This is a genomic window from Sulfitobacter sp., from assembly GCF_036960155.1.
Classification (GTDB): Bacteria; Pseudomonadota; Alphaproteobacteria; order Rhodobacterales; family Rhodobacteraceae; genus Sulfitobacter.
The window spans coordinates 90199-111747 of record NZ_JBALWB010000004.1 but is presented as its reverse complement, the minus strand read 5'-3'; the positions used below and the strand labels follow the sequence as shown (position 1 = coordinate 111747).

Annotated in this window: 24 protein-coding genes and 1 pseudogene; 15 read left to right on the top strand and 10 right to left on the bottom strand. The window is 54.1% G+C overall.

Annotation, left to right across the window (positions count from 1 at the left end; genetic code table 11):
• The first annotated feature begins 13 nt into the window (after nucleotides 1-13).
• Entirely contained in the window at nucleotides 14-649 is a 636-nt protein-coding gene (locus V7775_RS11960; protein ID WP_335752130.1) for an HAD family hydrolase, read from the top strand.
• Between the two features lie 149 nt (nucleotides 650-798).
• Entirely contained in the window at nucleotides 799-1491 is a 693-nt protein-coding gene (locus V7775_RS11955) for a D-lyxose/D-mannose family sugar isomerase (protein WP_335752129.1), read from the top strand.
• A 185-nt stretch (nucleotides 1492-1676) separates the two neighbouring features.
• On the opposite strand, the gene V7775_RS11950 is transcribed toward V7775_RS11955, so the two are convergent.
• Complete coding sequence (locus tag V7775_RS11950; protein ID WP_335752128.1) at nucleotides 1677-2708, bottom strand: helix-turn-helix domain-containing protein; 1032 nt, start codon at nucleotides 2706-2708, stop codon at nucleotides 1677-1679.
• 99 nt (nucleotides 2709-2807) lie between these two features.
• On the opposite strand from V7775_RS11950, the gene V7775_RS11945 reads away from it, so the two are divergent.
• Together V7775_RS11945 and V7775_RS11940 are read left to right on the top strand one after the other, a co-directional pair.
• Nucleotides 2808-3542: an alpha/beta fold hydrolase gene (locus V7775_RS11945; protein ID WP_335752127.1), complete on the top strand. Its 735-nt coding sequence runs from the start codon at nucleotides 2808-2810 to the stop codon at nucleotides 3540-3542.
• Nucleotides 3543-3778: 236 nt separating this feature from the next.
• Nucleotides 3779-4409 (top strand): annotated as a pseudogene (locus tag V7775_RS11940) (tyrosine-type recombinase/integrase).
• Between the two features lie 351 nt (nucleotides 4410-4760).
• Here the strand turns inward: V7775_RS11940 and V7775_RS11935 are convergent.
• Nucleotides 4761-5168: a universal stress protein gene (locus V7775_RS11935; protein WP_335752126.1), complete on the bottom strand. Its 408-nt coding sequence runs from the start codon at nucleotides 5166-5168 to the stop codon at nucleotides 4761-4763.
• 168 nt (nucleotides 5169-5336) lie between these two features.
• On the bottom strand, nucleotides 5337-5738 hold the full coding sequence (locus V7775_RS11930) for an STAS/SEC14 domain-containing protein (RefSeq protein ID WP_335752125.1): 402 nt from the start codon (nucleotides 5736-5738) through the stop codon (nucleotides 5337-5339).
• Nucleotides 5739-5968: 230 nt separating this feature from the next.
• Here V7775_RS11930 and V7775_RS11925 point away from each other — a divergent pair, with 230 nt between their 5' ends.
• Entirely contained in the window at nucleotides 5969-6382 is a 414-nt protein-coding gene (locus V7775_RS11925) for a c-type cytochrome (protein WP_335752124.1), read from the top strand.
• A 39-nt stretch (nucleotides 6383-6421) separates the two neighbouring features.
• On the opposite strand, the gene V7775_RS11920 is transcribed toward V7775_RS11925, so the two are convergent.
• From V7775_RS11920 to V7775_RS11895, 7 genes are all read right to left on the bottom strand, one after another.
• Nucleotides 6422-6706, bottom strand: a complete 285-nt coding sequence (locus tag V7775_RS11920) for a formate/nitrite transporter family protein (RefSeq protein WP_335752123.1) — start codon at nucleotides 6704-6706, stop codon at nucleotides 6422-6424.
• 29 nt (nucleotides 6707-6735) lie between these two features.
• Nucleotides 6736-7503 (bottom strand): hypothetical protein, encoded by a 768-nt coding sequence (locus tag V7775_RS11915; RefSeq protein WP_335752122.1) that lies wholly within the window; start codon nucleotides 7501-7503, stop codon nucleotides 6736-6738.
• Nucleotides 7504-7529: 26 nt separating this feature from the next.
• Entirely contained in the window at nucleotides 7530-8738 is a 1209-nt protein-coding gene (locus V7775_RS11910; RefSeq protein WP_335752121.1) for a hypothetical protein, read from the bottom strand.
• A complete protein-coding gene (locus V7775_RS11905; protein WP_335752120.1) occupies nucleotides 8735-9103 on the bottom strand; it encodes a hypothetical protein in 369 nt (122 codons plus the stop codon). Before V7775_RS11905 ends, V7775_RS11910 begins: the two co-directional genes overlap by 4 nt.
• 96 nt (nucleotides 9104-9199) lie before the next feature.
• Nucleotides 9200-9484 carry a hypothetical protein gene (locus V7775_RS11900; RefSeq protein ID WP_335752119.1) on the bottom strand — a complete coding sequence of 95 codons (285 nt, stop codon included), beginning with the start codon at nucleotides 9482-9484 and terminating at the stop codon, nucleotides 9200-9202.
• A gap of 853 nt (nucleotides 9485-10337) precedes the next feature.
• On the bottom strand, nucleotides 10338-10505 hold the full coding sequence (locus V7775_RS24760; RefSeq protein WP_443070121.1) for a transposase: 168 nt from the start codon (nucleotides 10503-10505) through the stop codon (nucleotides 10338-10340).
• Nucleotides 10506-10974: 469 nt separating this feature from the next.
• A complete protein-coding gene (locus V7775_RS11895) occupies nucleotides 10975-11940 on the bottom strand; it encodes a LysR family transcriptional regulator (RefSeq protein WP_335752118.1) in 966 nt (321 codons plus the stop codon).
• 140 nt (nucleotides 11941-12080) lie between these two features.
• On the opposite strand from V7775_RS11895, the gene V7775_RS11890 reads away from it, so the two are divergent.
• From V7775_RS11890 to V7775_RS11845, 10 genes are all read left to right on the top strand, one after another.
• Entirely contained in the window at nucleotides 12081-12854 is a 774-nt protein-coding gene (locus V7775_RS11890) for a transporter substrate-binding domain-containing protein (protein ID WP_335752117.1), read from the top strand.
• Nucleotides 12855-12971: 117 nt separating this feature from the next.
• Nucleotides 12972-13619 (top strand): amino acid ABC transporter permease, encoded by a 648-nt coding sequence (locus V7775_RS11885; RefSeq protein ID WP_335752116.1) that lies wholly within the window; start codon nucleotides 12972-12974, stop codon nucleotides 13617-13619.
• 18 nt (nucleotides 13620-13637) lie between these two features.
• A complete protein-coding gene (locus tag V7775_RS11880; protein ID WP_335752115.1) occupies nucleotides 13638-14294 on the top strand; it encodes an amino acid ABC transporter permease in 657 nt (218 codons plus the stop codon).
• A 15-nt stretch (nucleotides 14295-14309) separates the two neighbouring features.
• Entirely contained in the window at nucleotides 14310-15080 is a 771-nt protein-coding gene (locus V7775_RS11875; RefSeq protein WP_335752114.1) for an amino acid ABC transporter ATP-binding protein, read from the top strand.
• Nucleotides 15077-16432, top strand: coding sequence for an aminotransferase family protein (locus V7775_RS11870; RefSeq protein WP_335752113.1), 1356 nt, complete (start codon nucleotides 15077-15079; stop codon nucleotides 16430-16432). Before V7775_RS11875 ends, V7775_RS11870 begins: the two co-directional genes overlap by 4 nt.
• Entirely contained in the window at nucleotides 16429-17121 is a 693-nt protein-coding gene (locus V7775_RS11865; protein ID WP_335752112.1) for a CoA transferase subunit A, read from the top strand. The genes V7775_RS11870 and V7775_RS11865 overlap by 4 nt, the downstream gene beginning before the upstream one ends.
• Nucleotides 17108-17761: a 3-oxoacid CoA-transferase subunit B gene (locus V7775_RS11860; protein WP_443070118.1), complete on the top strand. Its 654-nt coding sequence runs from the start codon at nucleotides 17108-17110 to the stop codon at nucleotides 17759-17761. Before V7775_RS11865 ends, V7775_RS11860 begins: the two co-directional genes overlap by 14 nt.
• A gap of 8 nt (nucleotides 17762-17769) precedes the next feature.
• The gene (locus V7775_RS11855; RefSeq protein ID WP_335752110.1) at nucleotides 17770-19062 is read left to right on the top strand and encodes an ArgE/DapE family deacylase; all 1293 of its coding nucleotides are present in this window, start codon (nucleotides 17770-17772) and stop codon (nucleotides 19060-19062) included.
• Between the two features lie 51 nt (nucleotides 19063-19113).
• Nucleotides 19114-20268, top strand: a complete 1155-nt coding sequence (locus tag V7775_RS11850; RefSeq protein WP_335752109.1) for an amidohydrolase — start codon at nucleotides 19114-19116, stop codon at nucleotides 20266-20268.
• A gap of 2 nt (nucleotides 20269-20270) precedes the next feature.
• Nucleotides 20271-21389: an alanine racemase gene (locus V7775_RS11845; RefSeq protein ID WP_335752108.1), complete on the top strand. Its 1119-nt coding sequence runs from the start codon at nucleotides 20271-20273 to the stop codon at nucleotides 21387-21389.
• Nucleotides 21390-21549: the final 160 nt, after the last annotated feature.

The window sequence follows — 21549 nt, the reverse complement described above, 5'->3', positions numbered from 1 at the left end:
GATTGTGTGCCTTATGGATAGTATCTTGCATTCCGGTGGTGGCCAAAGGCGCGTCTCACCACAGAACTGGCATTCTGAGGTCATCGCAGGCGGTTACCAAGCCGTGGTTTTTGATTGTGACGGAACATTGGTCGACAGCAGTGAGGCGCATTTCCAGTCGTTTCGAACCGCGGTGCGCGCGCAAGGACATGATTTGGATCGGATCTGGTACGCTCAGCGTACAGGTCTTGATCGGCAATCGCTTTTGGCCGCCTTATCGTTAGAGGTCTCGGGGACTTTGGACATTGCCTTGGCCACTAAACAGAGCATTGACGCGTTTATTAGTGCGACGGCTGTGGTATCGCCGATTGCCGAAACGGGTGAACTTGTTCGCATCTTGGGTCGAACCCATCCAATGGCGGTAGGAACCAACGCAGAATTCGAAATCGCAACAGCCTCTTTGCAAGCCGTGGGTCTGCTTAACTACTTCGCCACCATTGTCTCAATCTCAGATAGTCTCCTGCCAAAGCCTGCCCCAGATATTTTTGCTCATGCCATCCAGCAGCTGGGGTTCCCACCGGCCAAAACCTTGGTCTTTGAAGATTCCGCAGAAGGTGTGTCCGCGGGCATCGCTGCGGGATCGGACGTCGTTCAGCTTGTTCATAACTAACATTCGCCACGCTGCGGAAAAATGTCACTGTGGGCTCTGAACCGCCATAGGGTGACGCAGCAACTGGCGATGTCCAAACTAGGCAAAATGGGAGTCGAACGGCAGCACAAAATGTGATCGTCTGCGTTTGAACACAGGAGACCCAAGGCATGAAACGCTCACGTATCAATGACATTATTGCGCAATCCGAAGATATGATGCGTCAGTTCGGCTTCACCTTGCCGCCATTTGCCTATTGGTCACCGGACGAGTTCAAAGCCCGACGGGCTGACGCAAAAAATGTGATCGATTCGCGCTGTGGCTGGGACATCACCGATTATGGTGCGGGCGAATATGATAAGATGGGACTGTTCCTTTTTACCCTGCGCAACGGGCGTTTGACTGATCTGCAACAGGGCGGGGGCATGTGTTACGCTGAAAAGCTACTGATCTCCAAACAGGATCAACTCAGCCCGATGCATACCCATGTTCTTAAGGCCGAAGATATCATCAACCGTGGCGGCGCGACGCTGGTTATTGAACTGTTCGGGTCAGACGATGTGGGAAAGTTCGCCGAAGATCGAGGGGGCTCCGTGTTTTGTGACGGCATCAGGCGTGATTTCGCTGCGGGTGACAAGCTCCATCTCACACCTGGCGAAAGTGTGACCTTGATGCCCGGCGATTGGCATGCGTTCTGGGGTGAAGGTGGGGATGTGTTAATCGGCGAGGTTTCGACCGTTAATGACGACGAAACTGACAACATCTTTCGCGAACCTATCGGCCGCTTTGCGAATGTCGAAGAAGATGTGCAGCCCTCACATTTACTGGTGAGCGACTATCAGACGTGGCTTAGCGTTCCTTAAGTAACCGGTCGCATTGTCCCTCAGTCTGTGAATTCATGTTTGGACCGGCCAACTGCTGGATCCATGCATCGTTGCCATTCGCTTCGGTCCACCCCGATGACCGAGTTGCGGACTTTGCTACCGTTCGAAGTGCTCGGGGGAATGTCCGCTTATTTCTGAAAGAGTGTTCACGCCACCCCATCTGATCATCGGTGTTGATTAGAGCGCCAATCGCCGGGGGTGCATCCGAAACAATTTTTGAAAACGCGATGAAAATACGCCGGGTCGGAGAACGCACATCGCCGCGAAACTTCAGAGATCGAGAGGTGCAAAAATGCTGATGTGGCGAGGGTAGATGCAGCTGCCTCCAGCCGACGTCCAAGCACGTACTCGGCGAAACTCGCGTCGTTTTCAGCGAAAACCTTGTGCAAATATCTCACTGAAATACCAAGCGCTTTGGCCGCAACATCTGGGTTCATATCCCCCCGAAAGTGGTTCTGATCCACATAGCTTTTTGCCGCAAGAAGAAGTGCATGCGCGCGGTTGGTCCGAGGGAGGCTGTCTGCTTCTTCATTCGATGACAGGGCCATCGCCACGAGGTCCAGCAACATGTCGTACATGCGCGCACCTTCTGCGACAGAAATGCGGTCAGCTTCTTGGGCCAATGTTGACGCCGTTTCGCGGATAAGAGCCCCTAATTTGGGATGGCGCGACAATATCATTGGCCTGCGCGGCAAATCCCCGCGCATACGATCTTCTATCGATTGTCGCGGCAGCATGAAGGATGACACCGCCAATTCGGGACAGCGCCTGTGTTCCAGATCAAAGGGTATAGCGCTGTCAAATATACCAACATCACCTGACTTGAGCGTAGAAACGTGATCGGATTGATGAATTTGGCATTCGCCGCGAGTCTTATAGTTGAGGTAAAAACACTCCTCGTTAGAATTCGCAATTTCTGCCTTTGTGCGACGGACTAGATGCGATGTTGCGACGACGCGATTGAGCCGCCCGACACCGATGGGCATTGTCTCGACTGATCCATGAAAACTCCACTCGTTGTGGGCCTCCGGCTCGGGGATCAGGTCCATGAATGAGCGGCATATGCCGTCTCTGTAGTACTCGAATCCCCGAAAGCTCTCCACATCCGAGCTACACCAAAATTGCTTGTCGATTTTGGGATTGATGGGTGCATCCGGCGGTAAACCGCGGTCGTCAGTTCCTTCCCCGTCAATCATTGTGCACTCCCAGTCATTTTTCCTGTGGCAGAGTAAGCGTAACATTCTAGAGCAATCGAAACAACGAATTCAAAAACCACAAAGAGAACAGGGAACATCATGGCTAATATGATTCTCGTACACGGGTCTTGGCATTGGGCTGGCTGCTTTTACAAACTAGAGCAGCAATTGCAGGGATTGGGTCACACGACCCAGAGCATCAACAACGCCTCACATGGCGATGACAACACGGCGTGGGACGCAATCGACAGTATGGCAACCTATACGGCGAGCCTGCGTGCTGTGATCGAGGCATCGTCTGAGTCAGTGGTTCTGGTTGGACATTCAATGGGTGGTGTAAGCCTAAGCTATTTGGCCGAAGAAATTCCGGGCAAGATTGCCAAGCTCATCTATCTGACCGCGTTCATGACGGCTCCGGGAAAAACGGCGAATGACTACATCATGGGCCATGCCGAAAATCCAGTGAATGCCCCGCTGTTTGGCGCGTTGGAACCCGTAAATGATTGGGCTGGAATTCGTTTGAAAGAAGAAGCACCTGATCAGATTCGTCAGGCATTCTATGGTGATTGCTCTGACGAGGATGTGGCGCTTTCTGCGAAAAATGCGACCGTGATTAACACGTCCATTCCGAACATCTATACACCGACGAAAATCGCGGTCCATGAACGGCATTATATTCAGTGTACAAATGATCGCGCGATCTCGCTACAGGCTCAAAATGAGATGTGTGATGACGTTCCAGGCACGCAAATACACGGCATGGAAACCAGCCACTCGCCATTCTATTCGCAGCCCGAGGTGTTGGCAAAGATCATTAGTGGAATCTCTGGCTAACGCCAAAGTTCTCTTTACATGCAAAGAACGTCCGTAACGCAACACCAACTTGGTGCGCGTTGCGGACATTTGTTCACCGCGCAGCATCGATCAAATTGGGCTCGATGCGGTCTGATGCACACGCGGAATGGTACATCTGCATGATAGGCCCAAAGCAGTCATAGAAGATTGTGCTATAATCCATCGTCGGCGCGGTGCTAACGTTTGGGTTTGGAGGGCGGTATGGAGGGCAAAATATGCCTAGAGTACAACTTCCAGCAATCACCCCAAAACACCGAGCCTGGAACAAGGGCCGTCTCATCGGACAAAAGCGACCTCTGCAGCCAAAACAGGTCTGGGCCATCCGGGCGTCTCGAACTGGCAAACAATTTGCGTGATCTGGCACTCTTCAATGTCGCAATCGACAGCAAGTTGAGTGGATGCGATTTAGTTTGTCTCAAGGTGAGCGACCTCGTCAATGCAGATCAGGTTCGCGAACGGGTTGCCGTCGTACAGAGTAAAACGAAGCGGCCGGTTCAGGTTGAAGTGACTGAGAACAAACGTGTTTCTGTTACCAACTGGGTCAGAAGCCCTGAAATGTTGAGGGGCCGTTTCATGTTTCCAAGTCGGTTCCACGACCATCCACACATTTCTACACGTCAATATGGCCAGCTTGTCAGGGACTGGGTCACTGCAATTGGCTTGGAATCAAGTGGCTACGGCACGCACTCGATGCGCCGGACAAAGGCCGCTGAAATCTACCGCAAAACCGGGAACTTGCGGGCGGTACAACTGCTTCTTGGCCACACAAAGATCAATAGCACGGTGCGCTACTTGGGCGTCGAAGTCGAAGATGCCCTAAGCATCGCTGAGAAGATCGACATTTGAACTTTAGGCGAGCGGCACTCGCCGTTCGCCTTCTGAAAGCAACCATGCAGTAATCGACGTTCGATGACAGCAATGAGCCCATATTGACGCTTTCTGCACACTGCGCGAAAGTCGGCTATGCTGAATGAACAGATAGCGTCAGATGTCATTCTTGATGAAGCTTAAAAGACCATCGCCCTTAACGGATTTTCTGTGGCAGTCGGCGCAGTGCTTAGCATAAAGAAAAGCACCGCCCGTTTCGGGCGCGGATGGAGGAGTGCAGGCAGCAAGCTCCACAGCGATCAATGTAACGAATTGAAGCGAACGGAACGTTGTTGGCTTTCCAAAGCCATTTGTACCTTGGCCCCCCCTTTACCTGACGACATGAACAGAGCACTTAGCGTGGCGCACAACGCGAGCAGCGGTGGAGCCAAAAAAGTAGTCAGTAACTCCCGGTCGATGGGATGCCACAACGATGCAATCGACGCCATTTTCGTCCGCGTAATCAATAATCGCGCGGCCAGCATGACCAGAAATGAGTTTGGTTTCACAATCCAGCAGGGATTGAGCCATTCGCGACATTGCAACCTCAATTTCTCCGCGTGTCCTGCTCAACACATCAGAGGGTATTTCCGCGAGGACAAAGCTTGGGATCGGCTCCATAACATGTAGAATGGTGAACTTCGCCCCATCGGCTGCCAGTTTTTCCGCAGCTCGCAACGACGCATGATTGTCATGCTCTTCGTCTGCGATAACTGGCACAAGAATATTCTTGTACATAGACCCGTCTCCCTTAATTACCTGCTGTTTAAGATACCTTCAAATTCACATGTCGGTATTGATCCAAGTCAAATGACGGCACTCACAACACCCGCTGCAAGGTTTGGCGGGTAAGGACATGGATGCTAAGGCCTTTGTCTCGAAATTGATGGCCTCTAAGGTAGCGTTTTAGACGGGGAAGTTCTCATCGTCGTCATCCCTAACCCTGCCATCGAGCCAAGCTTCTGCTGCCTCGGTATCTGCAAGTGCAAAGCTCTTTATCTCGAGCGAACGGAAAACTGCCCCTTCAATCTCTGCTGCGGTTCTGATCCAGGCGACATCAGAGATCACCGCACATTTCTCGAATTTGCCAATCAAGCCGAGCAGCTTTGGCATCTGGTACAGTTCAACGGCCATTGCACCCAAGGTCGGCATCTCGAAATCTGAAATCCTGTAGAGCATCTTTCCATCTGTGACGCCTTCAGATTTCTCAACAAGGCTATCGAGGGCTGAGCGCATTGCGTCAGCATCCAAAGCACCAGAAAGCTCGATATCTAGACGGTTGGCGGAGATTTTTGAAACGTTCAGCATGCTCAGATCCTCATTTTACAATGTTGAAACGATACCCGATCTTGCGCTTGGTCTTGTTGATCCACATCAACTGCAAGCCATCTTATGTTCTTTGACCGATGAAAGCCGATGATTGGTATGCTGTCCGCTTTTGACGTCACCGCTTGGCAAACGCCACATTTGACAGAGATCAATCCACTTTATAGCCTGGTGCTCTAACTTCACTCGAAGGCATAAAAAGGCAGATTACCATGAAGCGAATCTTACTGTTGATCCCCATTCTTTTTGTGGGATCTTCGCTTGACGCTCAAAGTGTAGGGGAGATTCTGTTCAAGGAGAATTGCGTCTCCTGCCATGGTTTCACTGGCCAAGGCGACGGTCCACTTTCCGCAGATTTGGGGACGGCACCGGCAGACCTGACACAGATTGCCTCAAGACGGGATGGCGTCTGGCCGATGCTAGAGGTCATGTCGATTCTGGATGGTTATCTAAAAGCCACCAACCCGCGCGAGGACATGCCGATAGTCGAAGATCTTCTGGACAACGACATGGTCGAATTTGATACGGGAAACGGGTTGACCGCCTTGGTGCCGATTAAGCTGATTGAGGTAGTAAATTACCTGGAATCCTTACAAGATCCGCGACCAACACGGTATATACCCTGACGAGATATCACTTGCCGTTTAAGGGTAAGCGATGTCCTGCTAGCGTGTGAATTCACCGTGAAAAGCAAAGCAATACGCCAAAGCGACGCCGCCCGCACCGCCTGCAACATTCCCGAACGTGACCCAAATCAAATTTGTCATAGCATCATTCGGCGTCACACCGGACCCAGCCATCCAGCCTTGAGGAAAGAAGTACATATTCGCAACGGAATGCTCGAGGTCAAGCATTACAAAAGCACTGACTTGCCAAAGTATCGCTAATACTTTCCCTGCTGCGGTACCAAGGGCGAAAGCTAGTACTCCAAATCGATCACCGTTTGCCAATAGCGGCCATTGGTGCAGCCGCAGCGAACCTACGCTAAGTCCGCACTGCAGACCTTGACCCTGCCCTTGCCAAATTCTTCCTGCAGTCGGATGCGGTCGATTTCTTTCTGGGTGTAGCCGATCATACCAATATCTGCTTCCCGTGCGATTGAAGCCGACAGATTGCGATAGAGCGCTTCGGCCTCATCGCGAGCGCCTTTCTGCGAGCAGGCCTCCGCTTCAGCCTTCTGTTTGTTGAACCACTTCTCTTGCTGCCACTGCCGCAGGTTTTTCCCTCTCATCTCGGGATTTGCGCAGGGGACGGAGATCATTTCACCTCCGACAACAACAGAAATCGCGCCAAAATCGAAAGGATCGACCTTGATTTCGATTGTTTCGCCCGATTTAGCGATCCGGTCCGCCTGTCTCGTCTTGCGCTGGTCCCGAATGAAGTTATTCCGATAGATCGCGCCAGCGAACTTAATGCCTGCCTCACCGACTGTGGCTTTCGTATAAAAGCCACACGCTTCCCGAAGCTGACCAGGTGAAGGCATCTGAGACATGTCGAAATCGACCCCTTCAGACTTTTCATCCCAGACCGCATTCGGCGTCCGGAAATTCAAACCGCGGTGAGGTGTCGCGTGATACTTCGCGACGAAATGAGTGAAAAGGTTCTGGAGCTCATCATCTGCAATGCACGCCTCAGCCCCTGGCTTGCGGTCATTGCTGCTCTGGGGATTGTTCGCGGTATACCCCGGAAGCTTACGAGCCCACTGCAGGTCAACCGTCCAGAAAAAGCGCTCAATGTGTCCGCGCAAGACAGCAACGCCTCACCGAAGGGATGTTAGCCGAATTCTGATCCGCAGTCATTGACCATCTCATAGAAAGGGCAACGCTTGTTCCAATCAGACTTCTTGATGCCCGCTGAGCGGAACAAATAGGTCTTATCCATGAACACCATCCGCAGTGCCTTAAGAGAGGCCCGCTCGTTCGGAGTACGGCAGATAGAAAACCCAAGAATGCAGCGTGTTGCGACATCAATAATGACAACCACCCAACGGCGAACTTTCTTAATCGCTTTGCGCTCCTCCTCCGTCATCCGATTGTATTTTTCACGCGTGGTATCTAGGGTGACCAGATGGAATTTCCATGCGTCGGCCTGAACACTTCCCCCAATCACAGTTGAGGTCCGCCCATCCTCGACAAAACCAAATTTCTTCTGCACGGCGGCGAGGCCGTCCCGTTGCAGGCAGGTCAAAAACGGATCAAGGTAGGCATCAATCCAGCGCTCATACGTCCTCTGGCTCATGACTTTGATTAAGACCGGATGGTGTACCTCTGTCCTCTCCCGATTAATTTTCTCGAGTTCGTCGATGAGACCCCTGCAGATTTCGGTTTTCGAAGGACGCGTTGCGTCAGCATAACGTCCCAAATATTCCATGCTAAAACAAAAATCTGCGCTGGCCTGAAGCTCGAGATCAATAGGCTCCGCGCGGGGGATCAGAAACGCGTTGGGGTTACCATCTGCCTTACGGAATTTACGAAAGTTTGTGAGCAAGGTGTCAGAGCTGGGCAGAGGTTTATGAAACTGGGCCGCATTCGCCTTCTCAATCCCGTAATTCTTACGCGCCTGATAGGAACGGTAGTCAGCTTCCATGAGCGGACGATACTCTTCGACTCCTGCCCGCGTCAGCTTCATGCCCATCGTGTGAAACCTGCCCATCATCGACGAGCGAAAGACCATCAAATCCACCTTTTCCCGCTGCGCTTTTGTCGCTCCTGACAGCTCGTTGTGACCATAAATAACGCGATCCATCTGGCGCTGCCGATTGTGATATCCACGATCAATGATCAGAACCTCGTTTTCCAGCAAATGCCAGATTCCTTCGACACGGAATTTGCGCAGCTCGATATTGCCGTCATTGCTGACAACCCTCAGGCGGTAGTGCGTGATCTCCTTACTCTTTTTGTCCTGAATAGGGTCGATCCGCTCAACGGTGCGACCCTCGAACGTCATGAGATCCGAGCTGGTGATATTCCCAAAAATCATCATGCTACTGCCCTCCAAAGCTCAGTCTCGTCAGCAATCGGATCCAGGAGATCCTTTCCGATATTACTGTCGCCAATCAGGCGAATGGCTGCACGGTGCCCCCGACCTTTCAGATCAGAGTGGTCAACAAGATCCTTGAAGGAAAAGCGCGCTCCCAGATCGTTTGCAGCCTTCAACACAATCTGATCTGCCTCCCGACGAGCCTCATGAATGGCTTTCGCGCAGGACCTGTAAGCCGGATGAAAGCTATACCTGGATGCGATGATGAAACGGTCTGCGATTTCGCGAGAACACTGCGCTGCAATACCCGATACTTCATCCTGATAAGACTGGCGGTTTGCTTTTTCGTCGTACTTTACCGATACCAACGTTTCAGTACCGTCCCGCAAAAGGACGTGCGCATCCACCCGCGTGAATGACGGGCTGCCATCTTCCTTGAAAAAGTCGACCCTCGTCAGCTGCTCCTAAAAATTGATGACGTCAGGATGCGCAGCGAGGTTGAGATAAACCTGCGCTTCTTCAAAAGACGCGCACCAGAATTCCTGAAGCGCAGTCGTGCGGTGGAGACGAGTTACCAGTGAAACCTTGCAAGAGCTGCTGGATTTTCCCAGTTCGATCTTTTCCAGCGCTGTCCGTACGACCCGCTGTGGCTCATCAAGGTCGGCAAGCGGGGGCGGTGTGAAGGTGGCATTCCAAAGGTGCGCTTGGTCCTTGTAGGGGTGATCCCCTTCCGTAAAATTCGTAGTCATAGATACTTCTCTCCTGTTCGCGTCATTCCTAAAAAACGATGCGTGAATGCTGTTGAGTTGGTTGGTGGTGATCGACGGTATTTCGGATGGTGCAGCACACAATAGGGAAGCAAAAATATAGCTTTTTAGACTCTTCGAGCCTTGTCGCTCATGAGCAGATCGACTACTTTCACGTTGCAAACGAAGTAATCTATCTACTGGCGATCTTCCCAGCGCGGCTGCGCCTATTTTCGTTTTTCAATCCTCTCTTTTTGTAAAACACCAGCTCGGCGCTTTTTTGCATTGACCAAATTCGAGCATTACCGACCAATCGATTCAAGTTAATTATTTAATATTTTCAATGTGTTAGTGCGAAAAGCTCAAAAATAACAGGTTTCATCTTCTGATTCTCTTCACTCGAGTAATATTTGCCGCGCTCCGGTGCTGCTCTTTTTCCCGCGCCCTCTCTTTCCTCTCAAAATGGAACTATGCACCGAAATTCTCGATAATATATTTTTTTCAAATTTGCTTGAAAGTAGTTGTCCCTTTAACTCATCTAAATCGAACACGTCCCTCTACTGAAAATCACGCCCGTAGGCCGCACTACCAGATATTGTTAGACGAGATTAATGTTGATGCAGATACAGCGCCCGATAAGGCCGCCATCTGGCAAAGCGAGATCCGCACGCAACCTTTTGCGAAGTTCGTATCCGACCTTATAAGTAACGCTGAACTCTGCACTGAGCCTCTTAGAGGTAAGCAATTCGCGGGACCGCTCACTTTTAGAAGCCTCGATTATCAGCTCGGCTGCGGTGAACCACACCTTCAAATCCAAGTGTGTCCGGTGGCAAATTGTATCCGACGTGACCGAAAACTAACGGCGGCATTCCCGGCACTGGTAGTATTTTCGCGTTTTGATTTTGCCGATGTCACTCGAACCACATGCTTCGCATCGCACACCTTTGGGCCATCGCACTGATTTTAACCGCCGTACGCGCTGCGCTTCAGTCTTGAAATGCTGGTTGATCCCGCCTGGTGGCAAGGCGCGCAACAGTTGGTGCCAGTGATCGAGAGTATCGGTGTTACCCAAACTCAAACCACCTGGTAGTAGCGCCGATCAGCCCAAGGCCTGCACGACTTGCACCCTCCATCCTTCTCATTGCGGTTTTATGCTTGGTAGACATCATGGCTTCGGGGCATGTTCTTTGCGAACATGTAAAACCCGTAGCGGACCTTCATGCAAGGTCCGGCGAAGGTCGGCTCTGAGCCCATAGACCCAGGGGCATCCGCGTGTCGTAGAGAAATGCGAAAAAAACGGACATAGGCCAGCACCGGAAGCAATCAATACTGAAAAGAGCGGCCTTGGTCCAAAACCAAATTTCCGGATCGCCTCTGGTGTTGACGCGAACGCTGCCCGGTCGCCCATGTCCTTGGCCGGATAGGCCAGCATTTCGGTGATAGCCTCGGCATCTACCGAGACCGCCAATCTGATGTCTTCTGACCCGACCATATTACCCCTCGGCTGCATAGGTACGTTCTACGAGATCAATTGCCGATAATTCCGCCATGCAGGCAGACAAAAAAGTGGCTTCGGCATCAGACTGGCGGCGGGCCGGATTGCTTATAAGATAGATGTTCACCAGCGGCAGATCGTCATATGGTGGCAACTGGCGCAGATGACCCGCCCCTACATCCTGCTGGGCGACATGAAGCGGCAGCGCACCTATGCCGATATTTGCCATGATCATCCGCCGGATTTCATTGAGGCTCGACGAACTGCCCCGTCTGTTATTGGCGAGGCCGAGATGCGACCGCAGGCGGGAGATGACTTCCAAAGGCCCCCCTTCAGCCTCGGTCTGGAACGCCACAAATGGCTCACCCTGTAGGTCTTCTGGAGCGATTTCGGGTTTATCGAATAACGAATGCCGCTTGCCGCAAAACAAACCGAAATATTCGCGGTACAGGATCATCGAATCTAGCGGCGTGGACGGACCATGCAGCAGACAAATTCCAAAACTCGCCCGATTTTGCGACACAATGGTCTTTACTTCATCACTTTCACTGACCGTGAAGGAGTAAGTGACCTGCGGATGCCGGTTGGAAAACCTGTTCAGAAACGCGTCAAAGTGCTCCGAGATAACGTGACTTGTTGTGGCGATGGCTACATGGCCGCGAAGTTCTGCATGCGCCAAATCAAGCAGCGATGGAAGCTGCGACACCGACCCAAAGATTTTGGCACATTCCGTATAAAGCACCTGGCCAGAGCGGGTGAGAGAAAATTCGTTTGGTTTCCGTATGATAAGCGTTCGGCCTGTATGCTCTTCAAGGCGTTTAAGGGCGGCCGAAATCGTCGGCTGCTTAAGTCCCAGAAAATGCGCCGCCTTGGAGATGCCCTGCTGCTCAACCACGACCATGAAGGTCCGCAACAGGTTCCAGTCAAGGTTCCAGGGAAAGCGCTGTTTGTACGGCTCGCTCATTAATCAAATCTATATTGAAGATACCTAATATCTATTTGCGCAATACTGGTCCTACATGCAAGGCTTTTATTGAGAGCGGAATACCCACCACAATGAAGCCGAAACCAGCTTCGAATTAAGTAATATCAGGGAGTACCAAAATGACTATTCGCCGTACTATTTTGAAATCTGCATTCGCCGTAGCAAGCTTGGCCATGCTGGGCACAAGTGTTGCCGCAGAAGAACTCGACGTATTGAAAGAAAAGGGTGTGATCCGCATTGCCATGTCGGGTGCCTATCCTCCGTTCAACTTTGTGAACGATGAGAACAAAGTCGTCGGCTTTGATCCCGCAATAGGGACGGAAATTGCCAAGCGCATGGGAATGGAAGCCGAGATCGTGACCACCGCATGGGACGGTATCATTGGCGGCCTTCTGGCCAACAAATACGATGCCATTGTCGGCTCAATGACCATCACAGCCAAGCGCGACGAAGTTGTTGATTTTGTCGGCCCCTATTATTCCGATAAACGTGCGATCTTTACTCAGAAAGGCTCCGGCATTGGGAGCCTCGAAGACCTCGAAGGTAAGAAGGTCGGCTTGACCCTTGGAGAGACTCATGAGGAATGGGCACGTGAAAAGGGCTACGACATCAACACCTACAAAGGCCTGCCAGAACTACTGCTCGAGCTGGAAAACGGCCGCGTGGACGCAATTGTGAACGACTCGATTGCCGCCATTCTGGCCATGGGTGCCAAAGGGCAGGAATTCGAGATGTTCGGCGACCCAACCACCGAGCCTTTCGGCGCAGGCATCGCCATTCGTGAAGGCAGCCCGAAACTGGCCGCCGAGATGCAAGCGGCACTGCAATCCATGATGGATGACGGCACCTATCTCGCCCTTGCCAACGAGTGGATCGGCGCAGACATCCGCTAAACCCCGCCGCCCTTGCCGTCCGCCTAATGCGCGGCAAGGGCAGTTTTTGTCACCATGATGATCGACCGCCCGCACCCGTTTGGAGGCTGGCCTTTGCTTTGCGTCCAAGGGGGGAACATGGACTTCGAACTCATACTCAAGGTCTATCCGTTCTTTCTGGAGGCCGCATGGGTCACGATTGTGCTGTCGGTTCTGACAGCGATCATAGGATTGATTTGCGGCACGTTGGGTGCTTTTGCAAGGCTGTCGCGTTTTGCAATCGTACGCTTTCTAGGTGCTGCATATGTCAGCGTATTTCGCGGCACACCCGCACTGATCCAACTTTTCATTTTATACTTCGGCGGACCGCAAATCGGCATTCAGCTGGATGCTTTTGAGGCAGGTGTCATTGGCCTAGGCATCAACGCAGGCGCCTATATGACCGAGACGATCCGCGGTGCGGTGATCTCCATCGACAAAGGCCAGCGCGAAGCCGCCCGCACATTGGGCCTTAGTCAGTGGCAAGCCATGTACAAGGTAATCTTACCGCAAGCTGCCCGCCTTATGGTGCGCCCATTGGGAGTGAATTTGAACATGCTGATTAAGGCCACGGCGCTAGTTGCGGCCATCTCGGTGGTCGAGCTGACCTACACCGCGCAGCGCTACATCGGCTCCACCTACAAGCCGTTCGAGATGTTCCTGCTCGCGGGTATTCTCTACATGATCATCATCTATGTGACTGGCCGTGGCGTAGCCTGGCTTGATCGTAAAGTGCAGATAACATGATGTTGGAAGGATAAGCCAATGGGCCTCGATTTCACAGTGATCCCCCAATATTTCGACATCATCCTATTGGGCTGCGCTTACACAATCGGGATTACAGTCGCCGCTGCAATCCTCAGCTTCTTCGGCGGTATCGTCTTCGCCGTAGTCGCGCTTTATGCCCCATTGATCATTCGCCAGCCCATCCGTTTGGTCGCTTGGATATTCATGGGCACGCCCCTGTTGCTACAGCTCTTCTTGATTTACTTTGGCCTCGTTCAGGTCGGCATCGACCTTCCCGCAATTGTTGCGGGCATCATTGGGCTGGGCCTACATTTTGCGGTCTATAACTCCGAATTAATCCAGACTGCGATCCTGTCTGTCGACAAAGGCCAGATGGAAGCCGCGCGCACATTGGGCCTGAGCCGCAGCGAAGCCCTGCGCAAAGTGGTCATCCCTCAGGCCATCCGTGCCGTAATACCACCCATCAGCAACAACATGATCGCTTTGCTGAAAGACAGCGCGCTGGTCTCGGTGATCGGGGTGAGCGAGCTGACCCTTTCGGCGCAAAGGGCAATCGGCGCAACCTACCGTCCGTTCGAGTTCTACCTGCTCGCCGCCGCCTTCTACTACGTCATCAACCTCGGGATGGAATGGGTGCAGCGCAAGATTGAACGCCGCATTTCGATTTCCCGCTGAGCATTGGAGCCAGATATGACAGATGGAAAAAGCTTCGTTGAAATCCGCCATGCCCAAAAATCTTTTGGGGACGTCGAGGTGCTCAAAGATATCAGCCTGAGCGTCGATCGTGGGCAGATCGTGGGCATCATTGGCTCGTCAGGATCGGGTAAATCTACCCTGCTCCGCGCCATCAACGATCTTGATCCACTCAGCGGCGGGGAGGTCTGGCTTGACGGTGTGCGGGTAAACCAAACCTTACCGCATCGCGCCTATGAAAAGCATATCAACCAGATGCGTCAGCAGGTGGGTATGGTGTTCCAGCACTTCAATCTCTTCCCCCATATGACCGCCCGCGAGAACGTGAGCATGGCTCCGATCATGCTCAAAGGCATATCAAAGGACGAGGCCAATGCTTTGGCCGAGGTGCAGCTTGACCATGTCGGGATGCTGGAGCGGATTGATTACTATCCCTCCCAGCTTTCGGGCGGGCAAAAGCAGCGGGTGGCGATCGCCCGCGCATTGGCCATGCAGCCCAAGCTGATGCTTTTCGATGAGGCGACTTCTGCGCTTGATCCCGAACTTGTCGAGGAGGTCAATCAGGTCATGCGCAAGCTGGCCGAGCAACACATGACCATGATCATTGTCACCCATGAGATGGATTTTGCCGCCTCTGTCTGTGACCGCGTTCTATTCATGGATCAGGGTGTGGTGGTCGAGGAAGGCCCGCCAGAAATCCTGTTCAAGACTCCCTCACAACCCCGAACCCGCGAATTTCTGCGCAAGCATCTGGAAAGTGCAAAATGAACGACACCGCTTCCCATCTCTTCTACCAAACCCGCAATCCGCGCCCCTTTCTGGATTACGGCGAGGGGATATATCTGATCGACGAAAGTGGAAATCGCTACATCGACGGTTCGTCGGGGGCTATGGTATCGAACATTGGCCATTCAAACCCGCGTGTTCTGGCCAAGATCAAGGCTCAGATGGACAAAGCCACCTTCGGCTACCGTCTGCACTTCCGCACCCATGCGTCCGAGGATCTTGCAGCAAAGACAGTGTCACTCATGCCAGAGGGGCTGGACCGTGTTTTTTTTGTCTCTGGCGGGTCCGAGGCTGTGGAAAGTGCCATGAAACTGGCGCGGCAGTACGCCCTGACCCAAGGCGAAGGCTCCCGCTACAAAGTTATCTCGCGATTTCCATCTTATCACGGCTGCACGTTAGGCGCGCTTGATCTGACCGGATATGACCCGCTGCGCGAACCTTTTGCGCCCATGATGGAGGGCATGCCCAAGATCGCTGCCCCCGCGACTTACCTCGACCGCGACAACCTGACCGAAGAACAACGTGGCCTGAAATACGCAGAGCTGTTGCGCGACAAGATCATCGAGGAAGGTCCAGACACGGTGCTGGCCTTTATCATGGAACCTGTCGGCGGCGCATCCACTGGCGCGTTGGTGGCCCCCGACAGCTATTACGGGCGCATCCGCGATATCTGTGACGAATTCGGCGTACTGCTGATCTATGATGAGGTGATGACAGGTGCAGGCCGCACCGGCAAATTCCTCGCGGCGGAGCATTGGGGCATCACTCCCGATATCGTTGCCATGTCCAAAGGATTCGGCGCAGGCTATGCGCCGCTGGGGGCCATCGTTGCAGGTGCGCGGCTGGTTGAACCGGTCCTTGATGGAGGCGGTTTTCTGCATGGCTTTACCTACGCGGGCAACCCGATGGCCTGCGCCGCAGGGCTCGCTGTTCTTGAAGAAATGGAAGACCAGAACCTGATTGAGAACGCCGCCCGTATGGGCGACGTGTTGATGGCCCAGTTGCAATCGCTGATGGACCGCTACCCCTTCATCGGAGATGTGCGCGGCAAGGGCCTGTTAACTGCCTTCGAGTTTGTCGCAGACCGCGAGACGATGGAGCCGTTGCCGCCCGCCCTGAACGCCTATGACCGGCTGGTCGAGCTTGCCTATGCCCGTGGCCTGATCATCTATTCGCGCCGCACCCGTGGTGGCACTTCGGGCGATCATTTCCTGTTGGCCCCGCCGCTGATCATCACTGAGGCCCAGATTTCCGAGATGATGACCATCCTGCGCGACGCTCTTGACACTTTTGCTGCACAAGCGGGTTTGCCAGTTCTGGAGGACGCGGCGTGAAGCTTCCCGACAAGCAAAGCAGCGTTGAGGCCTCCATCGCCCATGTCAAAGACGGCGATACGGTGATGTTGGGCGGTTTCGGTGTGCCGGGTACACCTTTTACACTCATCCATGAATTGGTACGCCACGGCGCGCGCAATCTCACAATTGTCAAAAACGACGCCAACGAGCCGAACATGGGCGTCGACCATCTGTTGCAAAGCGGGCTGGTGTCGCGCCTCATCACCACCCATCTAGGCCTCAACGCCCATGCGATCGGGCTGATGAACAGTGGCCAGCTCAAGGTCGAGTTCAACGCGCAGGGCATTTTGGCCGAACGCATCCGCGCAGGCGGTGCCGGGCTTGGCGGTTTCCTCAGCGACATCGGGATCGGGACTGAGCTCGCCGAGGGCAAACAGGTGCTTGAACAGAATGGCAAGACCTACCTCGTTGAGCCTGCCTTGCGTGCCAACGTTGCCCTGCTGCATGCAGCCCGCGCCGATAGTTTTGGCAATCTGGCCTATGTCGCTACTGCGCGGAACTTCAACCCTCTGATGGCCATGGCCGCCGATTGTGTGATTGCCGAAGCCGAAGCCGTGCTGCCTTTGGGCGGGCTTGCGCCAGATGATGTCCAAACCACAGGCGTCTTTGTCGATCACGTCGCAGCACTGGGTGCACTGTCAAAGGAATATGCCGTTGTCCAACGCTAGAGACAGAATGGTCGCGCGCGCTGCCCGTGAAATCCAGCCCGGTATGGTCGTCAACCTTGGTATTGGGCTGCCCACCAAAGTCGTCAATTATTTGGCCCCTGATTTCCCCGTCTGCCTGCACACCGAAAACGGGCTGACGGGCATCGGGCCCACCCTGCCACCGGATGAGGCAGACCGGAACCTCATTGACGCCGGCGGTGCCTATGTCTCGACCATCCCTGGCTCGGCCTTTTTCGACAGCGCCACCAGCTTTGCGCTGGTCCGCTCCGGTCGGCTTGATCTCACCATGCTCGGCGCGTTTCAAGTTGCAGCCAATGGCGATCTGGCGAATTGGAAAATCCCCGGCAAGTTCTCTCCCGGGGTGGGCGGAGGCATCGAGCTTGCACAAAAGGCGAGGCGCGTGGCGGTGCTGACCACACACACAGACCGTGCGGGCAATTCCAAGCTCAAGGAGCAGTGCACGCTGCCCCTGACGGCTCAGGCCTGCGTGGCGCGGATATTCACGGACATGGCAGTGATTGACGTGGGGCCTTATGGCTTCTCGCTCGTTGAGACCGCCGAAGGCGTGACCGTGGCCGAAGTCATCGATGCCACAGACGCTCAGCTGTACGTCCCTGATACACAGCCCCCGAATTTTTGAGGTCTTTCATGCCAGATACCCTACAACACCGATTGGCTGCCGCCGTAGATGCCGCATTCGACACCCAGATTGCCTTCCTGTTAGAGCTGACCTCGCACCCTTCCATCCGTGGTCAGGAACAATCAGCGCAAGACTTCATGGCGGCTGAACTGACAAAGCGCGGCTACGCGCTGGATCGCTGGCAGATCGACGTGGCCGACATTCAGCACCTGCCCGGATTCTCCCCTGTCCTTGCCCCCTATGATGACGCGGTGAATGTGGTCGGAACACACCGCTCCAAAACCAACCAAGGCAGGTCATTGATCCTGAACGGTCACATTGACGTGGTGCCCGCAGGCCCGCTGGACATGTGGGACAGCCCACCGTTTGAGCCCACTGTCGCGGATGGCTGGCTCTACGGGCGCGGCGGGGGCGATATGAAGGCCGGACTCGCCTCCAACCTCTTTGCGCTGGATGCGCTCGCCGCCTGTGGCCTCGCACCAGCGGCGGATGTGTTTTATCAATCCGTGGTCGAGGAAGAATGCACAGGCAATGGCGCGCTGGCCTGTCTTGCGCGGGGGTATAAGGCGGATGCGGCCCTCATTCCCGAACCCTTTGCCGAGCATCTGGTAACCGCACAGCTTGGCGTAATCTGGTTTCAGGTTCACCTCAAGGGCCTGCCCACACACGTCGCCTATGCCGGCACGGGTGCCAATGCAATCGAGGCGGCGATCCCGCTCATCTCGGCTCTACACGAGATGGAGCATCGCTGGAACGTAGCTGAAAACCGCCCCGCCGACTACGCCCACATGGACCACGCGCTGAACCTTAATGTGGGCAAGTTCGAGGGTGGAGACTGGACCAGTTCTGTGCCTGCGTGGAGCGTCTTCGATGTGCGTATGGCGATCTTTCCGGGCCAATCCATCGACGCCGCCAAGGCCGAAATCGAGCAGGTCATTCTGGATGCGGCCCGCGACAATGATTTCTTGCGCAATTCCCTACCCGAGATCGTCTATCACGGCTTTCACGCTGAAGGTTACGCCCTGTCACAAGACAGCTCGGCCAAGGCCACATCAGCCATCCACGCGCTGGATCAGGCCCATAGGATCACGACCGGAGAAGACCTTGTGCATGAGGCGATCACCGCCACGACCGATGCGCGGTTTTTTGGCCTTTATGCGGATACGCCCGCACTGGTTTACGGTCCGCGCGCAGAGGCGATCCACGGCTTCAACGAGCGGGTCGATCTGGAAAGCATGCGCCGGGTCACCAAGGCGACTGCCCTGTTCATTGCTGATTGGTGCGGCACCGAAGACCAATAAGCCCGACAAGGTGCTTCTGGACTGTTCGTAACTTTTTAAAGGGGTGTTTCAATGGCAGTTCTGACCCAAGAACAAATCACAGCGCTTGTGGATCTTCGCCATGCGTTGCACCGGCGTCCGGAACTGTCAGGAAACGAGTCCGCAACTGCAAACCGCATGGCAAAAGAACTTACAGCCTTAGGAGCAGATCGTATCTGGAGTGATCTTGGTGGGCATGGAGTTGCTGCCGAATTCAAAGGTGCGCAGGTCGGCCCCACCGTGCTGTTGCGGTGTGAGCTGGACGGTCTGCCAATCCATGAGGTTTCCGATATTTCGTACCGCTCAGATATTGACGGTAAAGGGCACCTATGTGGTCATGACGGGCATATGGTGTCCATGTTGGGCGTCGCCATGAGGCTTGCTCAACGGCCTGCACGCGGCCGCGTCATTTTACTCTTTCAACCTGCTGAGGAAACTGGCGCAGGTGCCAAGGCAGTCATTGAGGACAAGCGCTGGCCCGAGCTTCGGCCCGATTTTGCCTTTGCCTATCACAACGTCCCAGGCCGCCCGCTGGGAGAGATCGGCCTGCGGCCGGGGCCGGGCAACTGTGCGTCGCGGGGCATGCAAATCCTGCTGGTGGGCAAAAGTTCCCATGCTGCTGCGCCTGAAGATGGGCTCTCGCCAAGTGCGGCAATGGCGGCGTTGATGCAGGCCTTGCCAGAGCTCAGCACTGGAACAATCGGGGACAATACCTTTGCGCTGAGCACCCTGACACATGCCAAGCTGGGTGAGCCAACTTATGGTATCGCGCCGGGACACGGAGAGCTGCGCGTGACCTTGCGTTGCATGACCGACGAAAGAATGGAGGCGTTGGTTTCCGATGCCAATGCACTGGTCACCACGCACACTGCTGATCTTGCGATCAAGGTTCTCTGGCACGACATCTTTCTGTCGGTAAAAAATGACGCCGAAGCAACAGATATCGCGCGGCGGGTGGCAACGCGTCAGGGCCACCCGCGTTATGAGATGCCGACACCGCTGCGTTGGTCCGAAGATTTCGGTCGCTACGCCGGCGACGGAACCAAAGCGACGTTGCTATATATCGGTGCTGGCGAAACCCACCCGCAACTGCACAACCCCGACTATGATTTTCCCGATGCTTTGATCCCGCTGGTAACAGATCTGTTCTCTGGCATTATTGCAGACATCCTTGGCCCGTCGGCCTGAAGATGTCAGCGGATCCCATCCCAAGCTCATGGTGTGAAATCCACCTTGACCGCGTCTCAAAGAACCTGGAGCTGACCCTCGGACTTCTGCCCAAAGGCGCTGCATTCTGCGCAGTTATGAAGGCTGATGCCTACGGGCATGGCATCAGTCGCATTGTGCCGTTGCTTTCGGAACAAAAAATAACCTGCGTTGGCATTACCTCTAACGCGGAGGCGCGCTCTGTACGGGATAGTGGATTCTCGGGCACATTGATCCGCCTTCGCGCGGCTACGCCACAGGAAATAGAAGCCGCATTTCCTGACCATGTTGAAGAGCAGGTGGGCTCACTTTGGGCTGCAAAGCAGTTGCGCAGACTCCTGGGTAGTGGGCTCGCACATTCCCGTGTTCACCTCGCCCTCAACGCAGGTGGTATGTCTCGCGATGGGCTGGATATTTCAACGACTGTCGGTCAGAAAAACTGCTGGGAAATCCTTGATGAAATTGGCCAGAATATCGTTGGTATCTCTACCCATTTCTCCACAAATGAACCTGCAGGCCTTAAGCGCAGTTCGGACCTGTTCAAGCAGGAAGTAGCATGGGTCTGTGACAACAGTGACCTGAACCGTTCAGAGCTTCTCGTCCATGCAGGAAGCACTCTCACACTCCTTTCGGGAGAAAGGGTTGAAACGGATATGTATCGATGTGGCGCTATCCTTTACGGCATTCTGAACTCTGAATTGGGATTTCGTCCGACCATGGAGTTGAAGGCAAATGTGGTTCACGTGGGCGTTTACCCCAAGGGGGCTACCGTGGGTTATGACCGCGATAGCCGCTTAGATTCAGACCGCCGTCTGGCATGTATTTCAATCGGGTACGCCGCTGGGTACAGCCGAATTGCGAAGGGTCGTGGTACCGTCCTGATCTGCGATAAGCTGGCTCCTGTTCTAGGAAAGATTTCAATGAATTCCATCGTCGCTGATGTGACTGAGATCCCCCATGTCCGGATTGGTGATATTGCGACGGTATTTGGAAGCAATTCTGCTCAAGCGATTGACCCCAAGGGAACAATGGATAAATTCGGAACAATTCTCCCGGATCTCTTTTCTGATTGGGGTATCCGTAACCCACGAATCTACCGATGACGCAAAGGCGTGTATTCGACGCTCACGGAACAGTTCAGTTGCGATGACCGGAACAGTCCGTTGGCGTACAGGCAGCTGATCCATACTGCGTCCGTGCCTCGGTTGTTGAAACCGATCGCAGCGAAAGGGCGGATTGGATTCGGTGTTTCTTGGCGGGGTT

What these genes read in the sequence shown, in the direction of transcription:
- V7775_RS11890 (WP_335752117.1), top strand. Translation starts at nt 12,081, where the DNA reads ATGACTATTCGCCGTACTATTTTGAAATCTGCATTCGCCGTAGCAAGC.
- V7775_RS11960 (WP_335752130.1), top strand. Translation starts at nt 14, where the DNA reads ATGGATAGTATCTTGCATTCCGGTGGTGGCCAAAGGCGCGTCTCACCA.
- V7775_RS11900 (WP_335752119.1), bottom strand. Translation starts at nt 9,484, where the DNA reads ATGACTACGAATTTTACGGAAGGGGATCACCCCTACAAGGACCAAGCG.
- V7775_RS11925 (WP_335752124.1), top strand. Translation starts at nt 5,969, where the DNA reads ATGAAGCGAATCTTACTGTTGATCCCCATTCTTTTTGTGGGATCTTCG.
- V7775_RS11945 (WP_335752127.1), top strand. Translation starts at nt 2,808, where the DNA reads ATGGCTAATATGATTCTCGTACACGGGTCTTGGCATTGGGCTGGCTGC.
- V7775_RS11870 (WP_335752113.1), top strand. Translation starts at nt 15,077, where the DNA reads ATGAACGACACCGCTTCCCATCTCTTCTACCAAACCCGCAATCCGCGC.
- V7775_RS11955 (WP_335752129.1), top strand. Translation starts at nt 799, where the DNA reads ATGAAACGCTCACGTATCAATGACATTATTGCGCAATCCGAAGATATG.
- V7775_RS11935 (WP_335752126.1), bottom strand. Translation starts at nt 5,168, where the DNA reads ATGTACAAGAATATTCTTGTGCCAGTTATCGCAGACGAAGAGCATGAC.
- V7775_RS11930 (WP_335752125.1), bottom strand. Translation starts at nt 5,738, where the DNA reads ATGCTGAACGTTTCAAAAATCTCCGCCAACCGTCTAGATATCGAGCTT.
- V7775_RS11875 (WP_335752114.1), top strand. Translation starts at nt 14,310, where the DNA reads ATGACAGATGGAAAAAGCTTCGTTGAAATCCGCCATGCCCAAAAATCT.
- V7775_RS11885 (WP_335752116.1), top strand. Translation starts at nt 12,972, where the DNA reads ATGGACTTCGAACTCATACTCAAGGTCTATCCGTTCTTTCTGGAGGCC.
- V7775_RS11855 (WP_335752110.1), top strand. Translation starts at nt 17,770, where the DNA reads ATGCCAGATACCCTACAACACCGATTGGCTGCCGCCGTAGATGCCGCA.
- V7775_RS11850 (WP_335752109.1), top strand. Translation starts at nt 19,114, where the DNA reads ATGGCAGTTCTGACCCAAGAACAAATCACAGCGCTTGTGGATCTTCGC.
- V7775_RS11845 (WP_335752108.1), top strand. Translation starts at nt 20,271, where the DNA reads ATGTCAGCGGATCCCATCCCAAGCTCATGGTGTGAAATCCACCTTGAC.
- V7775_RS11950 (WP_335752128.1), bottom strand. Translation starts at nt 2,708, where the DNA reads ATGATTGACGGGGAAGGAACTGACGACCGCGGTTTACCGCCGGATGCA.
- V7775_RS11895 (WP_335752118.1), bottom strand. Translation starts at nt 11,940, where the DNA reads ATGAGCGAGCCGTACAAACAGCGCTTTCCCTGGAACCTTGACTGGAAC.
- V7775_RS11880 (WP_335752115.1), top strand. Translation starts at nt 13,638, where the DNA reads ATGGGCCTCGATTTCACAGTGATCCCCCAATATTTCGACATCATCCTA.
- V7775_RS11910 (WP_335752121.1), bottom strand. Translation starts at nt 8,738, where the DNA reads ATGATGATTTTTGGGAATATCACCAGCTCGGATCTCATGACGTTCGAG.